The sequence below is a fragment of the Coleofasciculus sp. genome, assembly GCF_046539235.1.
Lineage (GTDB): Bacteria > Cyanobacteriota > Cyanobacteriia > Cyanobacteriales > Coleofasciculaceae > Coleofasciculus.
In genome coordinates this window covers 50951-65865 of the sequence record NZ_JBKHHI010000002.1, presented here as the reverse complement: position 1 = coordinate 65865, position 14915 = coordinate 50951, and the positions used below count along the sequence as shown (strand labels likewise).

At 45.6% G+C, this 14915-nt stretch carries 13 protein-coding genes; 7 read left to right on the top strand and 6 right to left on the bottom strand.

Translation table 11 applies throughout. The annotated features are described in order from the left end of the window. From ACLFWI_RS00670 to ACLFWI_RS00645, 6 genes are all read left to right on the top strand, one after another. A partial coding sequence (locus tag ACLFWI_RS00670; protein ID WP_446411289.1) for an efflux RND transporter permease subunit occupies nucleotides 1–729 on the top strand: 729 nt, incomplete at its 5' end. 219 nt (nucleotides 730–948) lie between these two features. Then, complete coding sequence (locus tag ACLFWI_RS00665) at nucleotides 949–2154, top strand: serine/threonine protein kinase (RefSeq protein ID WP_446411288.1); 1206 nt, start codon at nucleotides 949–951, stop codon at nucleotides 2152–2154. 115 nt (nucleotides 2155–2269) lie between these two features. Continuing rightward, a complete protein-coding gene (locus ACLFWI_RS00660) occupies nucleotides 2270–3715 on the top strand; it encodes a serine/threonine protein kinase (protein ID WP_446411287.1) in 1446 nt (481 codons plus the stop codon). A gap of 355 nt (nucleotides 3716–4070) precedes the next feature. Beyond that, the gene (serA, locus tag ACLFWI_RS00655) at nucleotides 4071–5654 is read left to right on the top strand and encodes a phosphoglycerate dehydrogenase (protein ID WP_446411286.1); all 1584 of its coding nucleotides are present in this window, start codon (nucleotides 4071–4073) and stop codon (nucleotides 5652–5654) included. Between the two features lie 138 nt (nucleotides 5655–5792). Then, the gene (gene prmA, locus ACLFWI_RS00650; RefSeq protein ID WP_446411285.1) at nucleotides 5793–6683 is read left to right on the top strand and encodes a 50S ribosomal protein L11 methyltransferase; all 891 of its coding nucleotides are present in this window, start codon (nucleotides 5793–5795) and stop codon (nucleotides 6681–6683) included. Between the two features lie 77 nt (nucleotides 6684–6760). Further along, entirely contained in the window at nucleotides 6761–7213 is a 453-nt protein-coding gene (locus ACLFWI_RS00645; RefSeq protein ID WP_006101139.1) for a PPC domain-containing protein, read from the top strand. Between the two features lie 69 nt (nucleotides 7214–7282). Here the strand turns inward: ACLFWI_RS00645 and ACLFWI_RS00640 are convergent, their stop codons facing one another. The 4 genes from ACLFWI_RS00640 to ACLFWI_RS00625 all read right to left on the bottom strand — a co-directional run bounded on the left by ACLFWI_RS00640 (nucleotide 7283) and on the right by ACLFWI_RS00625 (nucleotide 11829). Then, complete coding sequence (locus ACLFWI_RS00640; protein ID WP_446411291.1) at nucleotides 7283–7921, bottom strand: YqiA/YcfP family alpha/beta fold hydrolase; 639 nt, start codon at nucleotides 7919–7921, stop codon at nucleotides 7283–7285. A gap of 360 nt (nucleotides 7922–8281) precedes the next feature. Further along, nucleotides 8282–8989 (bottom strand): PHP domain-containing protein, encoded by a 708-nt coding sequence (locus ACLFWI_RS00635; protein WP_446411284.1) that lies wholly within the window; start codon nucleotides 8987–8989, stop codon nucleotides 8282–8284. Between the two features lie 499 nt (nucleotides 8990–9488). Continuing rightward, a complete protein-coding gene (locus ACLFWI_RS00630) occupies nucleotides 9489–10745 on the bottom strand; it encodes a HetZ-related protein (RefSeq protein WP_446411283.1) in 1257 nt (418 codons plus the stop codon). Nucleotides 10746–11163: 418 nt separating this feature from the next. Further along, nucleotides 11164–11829, bottom strand: a complete 666-nt coding sequence (locus ACLFWI_RS00625) for an L-threonylcarbamoyladenylate synthase (RefSeq protein ID WP_446411282.1) — start codon at nucleotides 11827–11829, stop codon at nucleotides 11164–11166. A gap of 112 nt (nucleotides 11830–11941) precedes the next feature. On the opposite strand from ACLFWI_RS00625, the gene ACLFWI_RS00620 reads away from it, so the two are divergent. Then, on the top strand, nucleotides 11942–12679 hold the full coding sequence (locus ACLFWI_RS00620; protein WP_446411281.1) for a 2-phosphosulfolactate phosphatase family protein: 738 nt from the start codon (nucleotides 11942–11944) through the stop codon (nucleotides 12677–12679). Between the two features lie 289 nt (nucleotides 12680–12968). Here ACLFWI_RS00620 and ACLFWI_RS00615 read toward each other — a convergent pair whose 3' ends face one another. Next, entirely contained in the window at nucleotides 12969–13793 is an 825-nt protein-coding gene (locus ACLFWI_RS00615; RefSeq protein ID WP_446411280.1) for an oxidoreductase, read from the bottom strand. An 81-nt stretch (nucleotides 13794–13874) separates the two neighbouring features. Beyond that, the gene (gene pheS / locus ACLFWI_RS00610) at nucleotides 13875–14879 is read right to left on the bottom strand and encodes a phenylalanine--tRNA ligase subunit alpha (RefSeq protein WP_446411279.1); all 1005 of its coding nucleotides are present in this window, start codon (nucleotides 14877–14879) and stop codon (nucleotides 13875–13877) included. Nucleotides 14880–14915 lie beyond the last annotated feature (36 nt).

The following is a 14915-nucleotide window of genomic DNA, read 5'->3' as shown; positions in this document are numbered from 1 at the left end:
GAGCATATTAATGGTAAACGGGTGGTGTATGTCAACGGCTACTACCGGAAAAGGGGTCCGGCTTCCATGGATTTGTCGATGGCGATCGCGATGCGGGCGGGGATGGAGTTGCAATTTCCCCCTGGTTATGGTATCGATTCCATGGGTGATATGACCGACATGATGATTGAGTTTGACCGTTTACTCAAAGGGTTGCTCGTGTCACTGATTTTGATTTATCTGATTCTCGTCATTCAGTTTGGCTCTTTCATTCAGCCTTTGGTGATGATGCTGTCGATACCCCTGCAATTGGTTGGTGTCTTCGGCGGATTGATTTTGGCGGATCAAACCCTTTCAAGCGTTTCAATTTTGGGCATTGTTATCCTATCCGGTTTATCTCTATCCGCAGCAATTCTGCTACTCGAATTGATCCTGGCGAAACGAGAAGAAGGGGTTCCCCGCGACGTGGCGATTCGCATGGCAGGTCCTGTCAGGTTAAAAGCGATTACCATGACAACATTCACAACCGTTATCGTAATTGTGCGGCTGGCGTTCTTCCCAGAAATCGGTATGGATGCCTATTCCCCCATCGCTACCGTAATTCTAGGGGGTCTACTACTCTCAACCCTGTTAACCTTAGTGGTGGTACCGGTGGTGTATTCCTTCATCGATGATGCCACCGAATGGCTGAAGCGGCGTGGGCGGCGACGGCGCCTGAGCCAACGCCCAGATGTTATTCTGGGAAAGTGATCTAGAGCATCGGTTGGTGTAACCACAGTCAAAAGAAATAAGTCATAAGTTTTGTAGGGGCGGGTTTAGCCACTCAATCAGGTTGTTTACCGATAACTGCTCAACAAAACCCGCCCTTACTAAGTCATAACTAGGGCTTGCAGCCAAAACCAGAAACCCTTACAAATATAGCGCTTCGCGCTGGTCTAGTTTGCCGATTTTAAATGGGATGATATTAAATTGTTTGAGCGAGAAGCCGAAACCTTACAGTCACTCTCCCATCCGGCAATTCCCCATTACTTAGACCACTTTCACGTCCAAACAACCAAGACTAAAGGCTTGGCATTGGTACAGAGTTATATCCAAGCGAAATCATTGGAAGAATGCGTGAAATTGGGTCGTCAGTTTAACGAAGCCGAAATCAAGCACATCGCTAAAGCATTACTCGAAATTTTAATGTATTTACACGCACAGCATCCCCCAGTAATTCATCGGGATATTAAGCCGAGTAATATTCTGTTAGGAAACCGCTCAGGCAACAGTTTTGGTCAAGTGTATTTAGTAGATTTTGGCTCAGTTCAGACTTTAGCCGCAACAGAAGGTAGCACGATTACAGTTGTGGGAACCTATGGCTATATGCCACCGGAACAATTTGGTGGACGTGCGGTTACAGCGTCCGATCTTTATAGCTTAGGTGCCACATTAATTTACTTGGTAACCGGGATGCATCCCGCTGATTTACCCCAGGAAGATGGGCGAATTCAGTTTCAACCCAAAATTCATCTGGATTCAGCGTTAGTTGACTGGTTGCAGTGGATGACTGAACCAGACTTAAACAGTCGGTTAACGTCTGCAAAGAAGGCATTAAAAGTGCTGAATGAACCAGGTAAAAGCGAGAATAAATCACCAGTTTTCAGAAAACCTGTAGGCAGTAAAGTTAAGTTGACAAAAGACCGTAATAGTCTGGAAATTATTGTCCCTAAGTCTGGTAATTCAATAATATATATACTCATTATTATTTTTGGATTAAGCGTCACTTTCCCACTTTGGTTGTTTCTTTTAGTTGTTGGCATTGCCAATATTGTGGAGGCATTTACTCATCTATCTTTTCCAGGAAGCTTAATTAATGGCTTTATCGGCATTTTACTTGTCTGCATTTTTTGCAGTCCAATATTAATGATTATAAAACTTTTCCCAAAATCTACCCAACTACAGATTAATCAGCATATCATTTCACTTAATAAACGACGCTCAAGTCCCAGGAAAGCTATTCTAAAATTAGGATTTCTACGACATTACGATACCAATTCGCGTGTTCGTCGCAACATTGAGATTTGGGCAGGAACACAGGTTTATAAACTTCCGACTAAAACTCTAAGCGATCGCGAAGTTGATTGGATCGCATTTGAACTCAGTAACTTCTTGAATTTACCTATCGATAAATAAGCATAAAATTCTATTTAATTTTATGATAATTATTACTTTAAAAATACTCAAAAACTGAAAAAATTACTTGCAAAAAAAATAAACATAATAACCATTATGGATAGGATTATAAAAAATGAAAACTAAAGTTTTAAAAGAGCGTTATGCCATCCAGAAACAGCTAGCAAAAAATGCGGGACGACGCACGTTTCTAGCGCGGGACTTACAAACTCAAGAATTGGTCGTTATCAAACTGCTAATTTTTGGAGAAAATTTCCAATGGGATGATTTGAAGCTATTTCAACGAGAAGCGCAAACGTTACAGCTCCTTTCTCATCCGGCAATCCCCCATTACCTAGATTATTTTGATGTAGACACATCTCTTGGTAAAGGATTTGCTTTAGTCCAAAGCTATATCCCTGCTAAATCCCTAAATAAATGGTTAAAGAGTGGGCGAACATTTAGCGAAGAAGATGTTAAAGAATTGGCTAAAGCTTTGCTGGGAATTTTGCGCTACTTGCATGGACAACAGCCACCAGTGATTCATCGAGATATTAAGCCCAGTAATATTTTATTGGCAAACCGAACAGGCAACAAAATCGGTGAAGTTTATTTAGTTGATTTGGGAGCAGTACAAACCTTAGCCGCTAAAAAAGGAAGCACAATTACAGTGGTGGGAACTTACGGGTATATGCCACCGGAACAATTTGGTGGACGAACGGTTCCCGCGTCTGATCTTTACAGTTTGGGGGCAACCCTAATCTATTTAGTAACAGGGAGGCATCCAGCCGAATTACCCCAGGAAAATTTACGAATTCAGTTTGAATCATCTGTTAATCTTAGTCCAGATTTGATCGATTGGTTGAAGTGGATGACACAACCGAGTCTAAATCGCCGTATGGCATCGGCTGGGGAAGCGCTGAAAGTGTTGGAGCAGCCTCGTCAGAAAACTGATAAGTCTGCCGTTAGCCAAAAACCGTTTGGCAGTCGGATTAAAGTCAAAAAATATTCGGCAAATGTAGATATTTTAATTCCACCAAAATCAATTTTTAATGTTCAATTTTTTACGTGTATTTTGATGATGTTTATATGTGTAACGATTTCTATAATTCCGCTTGTATTTTTATTTTCTGGTTACATCATTGGTGTTGTCTTAGGAGCAATAAATGTCTTGTTTTTTTCACTCCCATTCGGGAGTGTTGCTGTAAAAATGGCGTATGTAGTGGGCGTATATCTTTTCAGATCGACTCGACTACATCTCGACCATCAAAAAATTTCCTTGACTTACGAGTGGCTTTGGTGGAAACGTCAGCAAGCTCCAATCATGAAGAATACTATCAGCCAACTGCACTATACCTATCTAAGTCCATTCGGAAGCTATCCAAGAATTACAATTCTTGCTGGACAACGGAAATATGAAGTCTCTACCGCTTCTGAAGGACTCGTCGAGCCAGAAATGAACTGGTTGGCTCACGAACTCAGTGAATGGTCTGGTGTGCCAATTACTGTTAAAAACGTGCCTCAACAAACAGAGAGACTGGTAAAACATTTAGCGACTAACCGAAAACGTTCACGAAAATAGCGACTCTATACAATACAAATGTTTGTGTGATGTATTGGAAGGGTCGTTTAATCTCGGTGTGCGATCGCTCGGCTCAATCTTAACTCTGCTGACCCCAATACAGGGGAGTTTGAGCGGGTTCTTGGGGTTGGGGGCCCTTGGATTGGCATCATTGCCAACAACCGGGAAAACGCTAGAAACTTTAAAACTTTCGGTCAATGTGGTCGGCACTGACCCCTTTGCCGTTACAATAGCCTACTGCGGTCAGTCATCACGATTGTCCGGCGATAGCCCTGTTGTGTAGTTGATAAGCTGTCCTGTATTAATTTACAGCAAGGCACAATCGGTGTAACTCATTTCAACCCATCTACTGGCAATGTCTAAAGTACTTGTATCTGATCCCATCGATCAAGCTGGAATTGATATCCTCTCCCAAGTGGCTCAGGTTGATGTGAAAACCAATCTATCGCCTGAGGAACTCGTTAGCATCATCCCTGACTATGATGCCATGATGATTCGCTCTGGCACTCGTGTGACCAAAGAAATCATCGAAGCAGGTAAACAACTCAAGATTATTGGACGTGCGGGAGTTGGCGTTGATAACGTTGATGTCCCGGCGGCTACCCGTCAAGGTATTGTGGTGGTTAACTCTCCTGAAGGGAACACCATTGCTGCTGCTGAACACGCTTTAGCGATGATGCTGTCCTTATCACGCCATATCCCAGAAGCCAATCAGTCGGTGAAAAATAGTCAATGGGATCGCAAACGCTTTATCGGTGCCGAAGTTTACAAAAAAACCATCGGTATTTTGGGCTTGGGTAAAATTGGTTCCCATGTGGCAACCGTCGCCCGCTCTATGGGGATGAAGTTACTGGCGTATGATCCCTTTATATCCCTGGAACGCGCTGATCAGCTAGGCTGTCGCCTAGTGGATATGGATTTGTTGTTGCGGGAGTCGGATTACATCACCCTGCATATTCCCAAAACCCCGGAAACAACTCATCTGATTAATGCCGAAGCCTTGGCGACAATGAAACCAACGGCTCGAATTATCAATTGCTCTAGAGGTGGAGTCATTGACGAGGCGGCACTTTCGGAAGCGTTAAAGGCAGGTAAAATAGCCGGAGCAGCACTGGATGTATTTGAGTCAGAACCCCTGGGAGAATCCCCCCTACGGGAACTGGGCAAGGAAGTGATCCTCACGCCTCACCTGGGTGCATCAACCGCAGAAGCCCAAGTTAATGTTGCCATTGATGTGGCTGAACAAATTCGTGATGTCCTCTTAGGATTACCGGCGCGTTCAGCCGTGAATATTCCCGGATTATCGTCGAATGTGCTAGAACAACTCAAACCGTACATGCGTTTGGCAGAAACCCTAGGCAATTTGGTCAGTCAGTTAGCGGGTGGGCGGATTGAACAACTAAATGTCCGGTTACAAGGGGAGTTAGCCACGAATAATAGTCAGCCATTAGTGGTAGCATCCCTGAAAGGACTGTTATCCCAAGCCTTGCGTGAGCGAGTCAACTACGTCAATGCTTCAATTGAGGCAAAAGAGCGGGGGATTCGGGTGATTGAAACCCGCGATGCTTCGGTTCAAGACTATTCTGGCGGTTCGCTGCTGCTATCGGCAAAGGGTTCCTTGGGTGAACATTCGGTGACGGGAGCGCTACTGAGCGATGGTGAAATTCACATCACCAGTATTGACGAGTTTCCGATTAATGTACCACCGAGTCACCACATGCTCTTTACCCTGCACCGCGATATGCCCGGAATTATTGGTAAAATTGGGTCGCTACTGGGTAGTTTCAATGTGAATATTGCCAGTATGCAGGTCGGTCGCAAAATCGTGCGAGGTGATGCTGTAATGGTCTTGAGCATTGATGATCCCCTACCGGAGGGAATTTTGACCGAAATTACCAAAGTTCCTGGTATTCGGGACGCTTATACGGTAACACTGTAGTCACATCAATTTTGGATTTTGGGTTTTGGATTTTGGATGACTCAGACGGTAGAACTACGATCCTCCGATATCTGTTGGTTTCCAACGGCTCTCCCTCAATTTAAAATCTGAAATCTGAAATCTGAAATCTGAAATCGTATGGCAAATAGCTGGTGGGAAATTAAAATTTTGGGCGATCCAGCCTTGGAGGATTTAATCTTCTGGCGACTGGATAGTTTCGGCTGTCGGGGAATGTCTTGTGAAAGCAAAGGACATTCTCAACTGATCCGAGCGCACTTACCCCAAAATCAGGCACATTTGTTGGATTTGGCAGCACTTTCTTTATGGTTGCGCCAAGATGCGCTGACGGTAGGATTGCCACTCCCCTTAACCCAGTGGCATTTAATTGATGAAGAAGACTGGGCAAGCAGTTGGAAACAGCATTGGCAACCCACAGAAATTGGCGATTGCTTTTTGATTTACCCGGCTTGGTTATCTGTACCCCAACAAACTGATCGCCTGCTGTTGCGCCTCGATCCGGGTGCAGCATTTGGTACGGGAACCCATCCCACCACGCATCTGTGCCTAGAAGCCCTGGAAATGCGAATCGGTTATGATAATAGCCACCCCGTTATTGCGGATATTGGGTGTGGATCGGGTATTTTATCCATTGCCTCTGTGTTATTAGGGGCAAAAAAAGCCTTGGCGGTGGATATTGATCCCCTAGCCGTGCGCTCTGCCCGCAGCAACCGAGAACTGAATCAAATTAGTGCCGATCGCTTGATTGTGAAGAAAGGTAGTGTTGAGCTATTATCTCATCTTTTGGGGGAGAAAAAAGTTGATGGTATTCTCTGCAATATCCTGGCAGAAGTGATTATTGACCTGATTCCCGGAATTAGTGCGATCGCCAGTCCCCACAGTTGGGGAATTATTAGCGGGATATTGTTGGATCAGGCTAAACCTATTGCTGATACCCTAGAACAACATAATTGGACAGTAGCGACTCTCTGGAAACGTCAAGAGTGGTGTTGTTTTAATATTCGACGATAGATGATTAGGAGTGCCGCATCATCAATACCTACAGTAGAACGCCTATAATTGACCCGTTCAGCGTAAATGAATTTTCGATGATGAATGCCTTTGCCGCTCGTTTTAGCTTTGCTCTGCTTGTTCCTACAACCTTTTTGACAGTGGGCTTAACAGCAGCGGCTGTGAGAGCGCAAAATGAACTGTATAATCCGATTCCGATTCCTGAGCGTAATCAAGTTTCTGATACCCTCACTGACCAAGATATTCCCACGGGAGAGGGGGGGTTTGCCCGGGACTACACTATAGAATTGAGTGCTGGCGATCAAGTGGCTATTGATTTAATTTCAGATAGCTTCGATACAATTGTTACGCTTTTAGCCTCTGATGGCTCGACTATTGCCGAAAATGATGATGGTCCGGATGGTACGACGAATTCGTTGTTATTTTCTCGGATTACTGAAACCGGAACCTATATTATTCGGGTGCGTGCTTTTGGAGAAACGGGAGGGGGTCCTTTTACCTTGAAGGTGACACGTTTGCGACCAATTTGAATGATGAAATGCTAAAGGTTCCAATCCTCGACTGATTGTAGAGACGTTGCATGCAACGTCTCTACACGGTTATTGACAAAATGCCAAAATTGACTGCCAAATTTCGGCTTTTACGTCACTTAACGAATGATCACTATTGAGTGGAATAAGCTGCACCCAAGACCGTTCCTTGGCATAGATTAAGCTTTCATTAATGGGAATCACGTCATCATGCTGCCCATGCAAAATTAGAGTAGGAAGAGGTCGTTTCAATCGGTGAGTTTGTTCATACTGACGCATATCTTCCACAAATTTATAAGAAAGGAGCAGTTCTTTCTGTTCGCCATAGTGATAAATAGGACGATATCCTTCAACTTGCCATTGATGTCGTGTTTCTTCTCCCAGAGTAGATAGCCAATGAGAGAGAAATCCAAAGGCTGGCGCTAGCAGAATCAACCTCTGGATGAACGTGTGATATTCCCCTAACCAAGCCGCCGTAAGTCCGCCTAAACTCGAACCGATTAATGTGATTGGGGTGGGCGTTGACAAACACTCCGCCTGAATTTGCTGAATCTGACGGCTAAGCGTCAGATGAGAAAAGTCACCCTGGTTCAGATCTAGAACGAGTAGAGTAACTCCCAACTCCGCAAAGCGATCGCGTAAATAAACTGCCTTTGCCGATCCCGGACTGGACGCCAAACCGTGTAAGTAAATATACCTCAAAACTATTTTCCTCTAGGGTTTCTCCTTGCCATAGACGGCTGGGTAAACCTTTCAATGTGTATTTATATCAAGAAAAATCAAGATATTTTGCTTTTTCTCATAAAACTAACGAAAAGTTTGATATGTTCGTAATTTACACTCAAAATAAACACCGAAAAAAATGAAAGTTTCACAACGTTCAAGACATTTAGGTCAATCCATCGCTCTAGGTATCCTCTTGGTTCTCACAACTTTGAGTATTTTTATACTGATGATGATGCAGAGTGGAGTTTAGTGGTGATGTATAACTGAGAATTTAGTACCAATCCTATACAGCGTAGGGACACGACATGTCTTGCCCCTACAAAGGTTGATTAAGATTTGCCGTTACAAACGCCGTAGCAAGTTTGAACCATGGGTATCTGTACCACAAGTATTGAACAAATTATAGGTGGCACTTAACTGTTTCACTTGCTGAGTTTGCCTAGGGCTGGGATGCCAAGGATTGGGGTTAGCGTAAGCGTAATAGGTTTCTACGCCATCAATTCCCAAGTTGGCGGCGGCGGGAATGAGTTCATGAGCTGAACGTCTATAACGGCATGGATGAGCCAGTACAACTAATCCACCTGCCTGATGCAAAACATCAATTACAGTGGCGGCTTCAGCCTGCTGATGTTTGGGGGCTTTGCCTTGGAGATAAGACTTTAACCTGGAATGATTGGGATCAAAAGCATAGCCCAAGATATGAACATCCGTATTCAATAAGCGAGCGTTGATTTCTACGCCAGTCCAGAGGTGAGGAATTGCCTGAGTGGGTAAAGAGTCCTGGAGAGAATCTAGATAGGTTTGAGCAATACAATAGCCATCGATTGTGTGATGATCGGTGATAGCAAAGCCCTTTAGACCGATGGAAATGGCTTGTTCAATTAACGTTTTTGGATGAAGCTGGCCATCAGACGCCTGGGTATGACAATGGAAATTGTAGGAACGAGGACAACTATCGGGACCCAAGGTTTGCCAGACCTGCCGGAGAGCTTGTTGATCTTGTTCTGCTATTGGGGATGATACTAAAACTGGAGCCATTTTAACCATCATGTTTGCTGATATTATTAATAGATGAGTCTAATGAATGAGAGGCTCTCCTCAACTGCTCAAGCCAGTAAGCTTGCCCAGAAATACGTCCTAATCATTTCAAATTGTTAACACTAGCTTAGCAAAAGTTAGTAGTCATCGTTTGTAAAAACCCTCTGAAGCGGTCTCATTTTCCATTGGTACTTTCTCGCGTTAGCATAACATTCGCTAATCTTTCCGCTTCTGCCAGAGGTAAGCTGTTTGGCATTTAAACCTTAATATCAATAATGGCACAGTGCTTGTAGTGCGAGCCAGCCAGCTCGCTACTAATACCCAAGTTAAATGCATTACAGCTTAGCCAGCTAAGAACCTTCTGCCATCTGCCTGTACTAGGAGAATCCCCCATCTAAACCGGAGGAGTTAGAGGGGGATAACGGCCGGTTGGACTTGAACCGTTTAAATAACAGGCTAAGAGAATCAAGTTTTTGCGTTCGACCTCCTCCACATTCAACTGTTGCACTCCTTACTTGGCTAGAGTTCCATCAGAATTGCGCGTTTGCCATGCACATTCTAGTAACTTTGTCCAGCGCTTTTGTAATTGTTTGGGTGTACACTTGAGCGCTTTAGCAATCTCAGCATCGCTCTTGTGGGCTTGTTTGAGAGACAGGAGTTGCTGTTGTTGCTGATCAAGTGTAGCCAAAAAGGTTTCCCATTGGTCAGAGGTCATGCCTAATTTTTGGTCTAAATCGGCTCCTAGCCATTGGTGTACCAGTTTCCAGTGGGATGACCGGGCGAATTTTTCGACGTGGTACTTAAAGCGCTGTTGCAGGTAGTCCCGTTGGCGGGGGGTTAGCCCTAAAATCTCATCGATTTCCGGTGCGGCGAGGTCTTGTAACTTTAAGACCAGGTAATCCGCGCAGTCAGAGTGACCTTGTTGCTCAAGATAATTAATCAGTTCACCCACCACGCGATCGCGCAGCACCGATTCACTGGGATCAGTGGTTTGAGCAACCAGGTGCGCCCGTACTTGTTGCATCGCCGGTGAACGGCTTAACTCTTGGGCTTCTTCGCCCTTGGCAAATTCCACCGCTTGCTCAATATCCAGAGCGGTTTCATTAGGTTGGCGTCTGGCAAAGCTTTGCGCTCTCAGGACGATAAGCTGTTGACTACAACGGTTCGGTAAGGTGATGCGCCGTTTGGCATATTGTTCCGTAAACGCCATATACTCCGCCAGTTCGATTTGAGTGCGAGGCGTGTAGTCTACATCCACCTCATTTTCCCGACGAAATGCTTTCAAGGACTCAGCATAAAAGTCTTGTAAAAAGTCCTCAATCAGATTATAACGAGCCGAGAATTTTAACTGTGATTGAGGCTGGGCAACATGGCGATAAACCATGGCACTTAATGTGCTGTGTAATTCAACCCGCCCTTGCTTAGACCCCAATTTATAGTAGCCTAAACACTTGTGTAAGCGGTGACGAATTAAAGTGATTTGCCAGGAGCGGACTTGACCAGATGTTTGAATGCGATCGCTCTTGCGGCAAATTCGTTGTACCTCCTGCACCATGCGTTTTGCCACGATTTGAGCGCGACTGGGTAGGGGTTTGGGGCCAGAAGTCAAACCACCGTTGCTTTCTAAAGCTTTGGAACCATAGAGAGCCGACCGCATTTCCTCCAGCAACAAATCAATTAAACTTTGAGTGTCTGTGCCGAAAACTTCCGGATTATCTAGGTGGTTTGGGGAAGTTTGAGTGATAGATTTAACAGTTTTAACGTTCATGGTATTGCCCCTAAAGACTACAGTTACGAATTACCAAGACATCAGCAGAGGAACGAGTGGTTATTCGGAATAAATGCTCTGTTGCTGTCCACAATTTGAATGTAAAACGTTACGCCTAGTCTTTGGTTGAGTGATGTGTCACTAAACGAGAGATCACGAGTACACGGCAGACACCCTCGCCTATTTAGGGACTATGCTTATGGCTGCTAACCCTTGCTACACCTGCATTTAGGCAATTGGCAAGGGGTCAGTATTTCCACGGCTTTAATATTGAGTGAGAGTAGACAATTCACAAACTGGGTTTATTTCTGGACGTTCATCCGAAATCCCTGGTCTGTTTCCTGTAGTCCGAATGCTGATCAGCGAAAGCCGAACTGGATTGGGTTTGACTCTAACGGGTTACACCGATGGGTCAACCCTATTCCCAACTCTGGTTAGCGGGTACAGCCCACGTCATGGCGGCTTGTGCTCCCAAACCTTTCCGCAGGATTGTGGGTTCATCCCCGGTCATATCCAGAATGGTGGATACCTGGAAACCGGGTTCCGAGCCATCATCGACAATAATGTCCACTAAACCCTCAAACTGATCAAAGAGTCTGGCGGTTTCCAGTCCCACGGTGGGGAAATTTCCCATCTCATCGGGTAAATGAGCCGACGTGGAAATCACTGGATTACCTAGCGCTTCGAGTATGGCTTGACAAACCGGATGATCCGGAACTCGGATACCACTGGTTTTACGCTTGGGACTCATCACTAATCGAGGTACTAACTTAGTTGCGGGTAGCAAAAAGGTGTAGGGTCCAGGAATCAGGCGTTTCATAATCCGGTAAGCCGGGTCACTGACCCAAGCATATTCAGAAATGTTTGATAACGAGGAACACAGAAACGTTAAGGGCTTCTCATTCGAGAGTTGCTTTAAACGCCTGACTCGTTCCACAGCCGATTTGACAGTCAGGTCGCAACCAATGGCATAAACGGTATCTGTGGGATATAACATCACCGCACCGTCTCGCAGGTTGTCCCTTATTTTCTCTATTCGGCGTATTTGAGGCGTTTCCGGATGGAGCGTGTAAATCGTTGCCATAATCGTTCCAAATGATTGCAATGGTTAGATGATCTAATAAAAAGCTAAACCCTATGACCTTAAGTCGGTACAATATGGAGTCGGCATTTGAAAAAGCAGGTGCACTGAGCCAGTGAAGCTATTTATTTACCACACCCCCGAACTTACCCCAACCGATACGATGCCAGACTGTGCGATCGCGGTTGATGTGCTAAGAGCTACAACTACCATTGCCACAGCGTTGCACGCGGGTGCTGAAGCGGTTCAAGCCTTCAGCGATATCGATCAGTTGATGCAAGTGAGCGAAAAATGGCTCCCAGAAAAACGCCTTCGCGCCGGAGAACGGGGCGGATCAAAAGTCGCGGGTTGTGATTTAGGCAATTCTCCCCTTGACTGCACGCCAGAGCGCGTCCAGGGACGCCGTTTGTTTATCACGACTACGAATGGGACTCGCGCCTTACAGCGCGTGCAGAACGCCCCTGTGGTGCTAGCCGCCGCCATGGTGAATCGTCAGACGGTGGTGGAGTATCTGCTTGAGCAAAAGCCGGAAACTGTTTGGCTCGTGGGTTCAGGCTGGGAAGGCTCCTACTCCCTAGAAGATACCGCTTGTGCCGGTGCGATCGCCGATAGCCTGATCTCTCAAACTGATCACTCTCTGGGCGATATTGCGGGTAATGATGAAGTTGTTGGCGCTCTTGCCCTTTATACTCAGTGGAAAGACAAGATGTTAGAAATGTTTCACCATGCCAGTCATGGTCAACGCCTACTGCGGTTAAACGGTCATGAGGATTTAAAGTATTGCGCCCAAGCGGATAGTTTAGACGTTTTACCGATTCAGAAAGAACCCGGAGTTTTAGTCAAAAAATTCTGAGTGCACAAACAAGGCAAAGGGCAGAGGGTAAGCTGTTTGGCATTTCAACCTTAATAATGTCAATAATGGTGAAATCCTTGACGTAGTGTGAGCATCTTGCTCACTACATTGAGCATCTTGCTCACTACTAATACCCAATTTAAATGCATAACAGCTTAGATAGGGAAGTTAATCAAAACGTCAACACTCGGTCAGGGCGGGTTTATTCACATCTGGGTAAATTCAGAAACGATAGTAGTAAAACCCGCCCCTACACATTCAATACTCACTTCCATTCTTCCCCATCTCCCTACTGAATCGCACTGGCAATCAACCGCTCCCAAGCCCAATCCGGTAACAACCAATGTAGAAAAATATAGAGTTTGGCATCCATCGGTGTAGCATACCGCCGCTTGGGATTGCGACTATTAACCGCCTTGGACACTGCTTTAGCCACCACATTAGGACTTGAGGCATTCTGGTAATCCTCTAACACCTTTGCCATGGGTTCAACCGTTCCCTGGTAAGCTGATCCCTGAGAGTTCTCTCGTAACGTCTGAGCCGCAATACTCGACCATTCACTTTCAATCGCCCCCGGTTGCACCACCACCACGCGAATGCCAAAGGGTTCGGTTTCCATCCGTAAGGCATCGGATAATACCTCAACCGCGTGTTTCGTGGCATGATACCAACCCCCGATGGGCATCCAAATCCGCCCTCCCATCGAACTGATATTCACGATTGTGCCGGATTTTGCCGCCCGCATTGAAGGTAGAACCAATTGCGTCAGCCGCATTAAGCCAAACACATTCACATCAAACTGTCGCTTTGCTTCTTGGAGTGGCACATCTTCCAGCGCCCCGTAGGAACCATAACCCGCATTATTCACCAGCGCATCAATTTGTCCTTCAGCAGAAAGCAGGGTTTGCACAGCCGTTGTCATACTGTCATCATCAGTCACATCAAGGGACAAAACCTTGGCTCCCATTGCCTCAATATCCGCCATTTTCTGCACTCGCCGCGCCCCACCATATACAATCCAACCATCTTTTAGAAGTTGCTGTACGATCGCTTTACCGATCCCAGACGAAGCGCCTGTAACCATAGCAACCTTTTTCTTTGAACCGCTAGACATAAAAACCTACTATTGGAGGAACGACGTAGCTTGCTTCTCGAAGAGCGAGTATGACAAATGACAAAGGACGAATAACCAAATCTAAAACTGTTGCAAAAAGCGCAAATCACTGGTATATAGACGGCGGATATCATCAATTTGGTGCATGACTAAAGCAAAACGTTCCGCGCCAAACCCCGCCGCAAACCCTGTATAAATTTCTGGGTCATAACCAACGGTTTTCAACACATTGGGATCAACCATTCCACAGCCGCCCATCTCTAACCATTTCCCTCTCCATTTGACATCAACTTCCGCCGAGGGTTCTGTGAATGGGAAATAACTAGCACGTAAGCGCACATCGACGTCTTCACCAAATAATTCTTGGAAAAAGACTTTTAACGTCCCTTTGAGATCCCCAAACGTGATGTCCTCATCAACGGCTAAAATCTCAATTTGATGGAAAACGGCGGAGTGTGTCGCATCAACCGTATCCCGACGATAAACCCGTCCTGGGGCAATAATCCGGATGGGGGGTTCGTTATTTTCCATGTAGCGAATCTGCACCGAAGAGGTATGGGTTCGCAGCAGATTCCCATCGGGGAGATAAAAGGTATCCTGCATATCCCGCGCCGGATGGTCTTGGGGGGTATTTAATGCCTCAAAATTATAATAATCGGTCTCCATCTCTGGTCCGGTGGCGACGGTGTACCCTAGACCGACAAAAATATCCAGAACTTGGTCAATAATGCTATTCAGGGGATGAATTCGACCTTGAGGTTTATACACCCCTGGCATGGTTACGTCAAGGGTTTCGGTGGCTAATTGTGCCTGAATTTGGGCAGCTTGTAAATCTTGGCGCTTTTGGTCAAGGGATTGCTGGAGGGCTTCTTTCACTTCATTCGCTAACGCCCCAATTCGCGGTTTATCTTCGGGGGATAGCTTTCCCATCCCGCGCAAGATTTGGGATAACTGTCCTTTTTTCCCCAAGTAGTTTACGCGCAACTGTTCTAATTGATCCAGCGTATCAGTTTTCGCGATCGCAGGAGTCGCTTCTTGTTTGAGGTCAACTAATTGAGTCTCTAGCTCGTTGAGCGAAGTAGTCATGAATCAAGTCGTGATCAGGTTTGAGAGAGGCAATGC

Excerpts from the sequence above, each read along its gene's own strand:
- ACLFWI_RS00660 (WP_446411287.1), top strand. The coding sequence starts at position 2,270 with ATGAAAACTAAAGTTTTAAAAGAGCGTTATGCCATCCAGAAACAGCTA.
- serA (WP_446411286.1), top strand. The coding sequence starts at position 4,071 with ATGTCTAAAGTACTTGTATCTGATCCCATCGATCAAGCTGGAATTGAT.
- prmA (WP_446411285.1), top strand. The coding sequence starts at position 5,793 with ATGGCAAATAGCTGGTGGGAAATTAAAATTTTGGGCGATCCAGCCTTG.
- ACLFWI_RS00645 (WP_006101139.1), top strand. The coding sequence starts at position 6,761 with ATGATGAATGCCTTTGCCGCTCGTTTTAGCTTTGCTCTGCTTGTTCCT.
- ACLFWI_RS00635 (WP_446411284.1), bottom strand. The coding sequence starts at position 8,989 with ATGATGGTTAAAATGGCTCCAGTTTTAGTATCATCCCCAATAGCAGAA.
- ACLFWI_RS00630 (WP_446411283.1), bottom strand. The coding sequence starts at position 10,745 with ATGAACGTTAAAACTGTTAAATCTATCACTCAAACTTCCCCAAACCAC.
- ACLFWI_RS00625 (WP_446411282.1), bottom strand. The coding sequence starts at position 11,829 with ATGGCAACGATTTACACGCTCCATCCGGAAACGCCTCAAATACGCCGA.
- ACLFWI_RS00615 (WP_446411280.1), bottom strand. The coding sequence starts at position 13,793 with ATGTCTAGCGGTTCAAAGAAAAAGGTTGCTATGGTTACAGGCGCTTCG.
- pheS (WP_446411279.1), bottom strand. The coding sequence starts at position 14,879 with ATGACTACTTCGCTCAACGAGCTAGAGACTCAATTAGTTGACCTCAAA.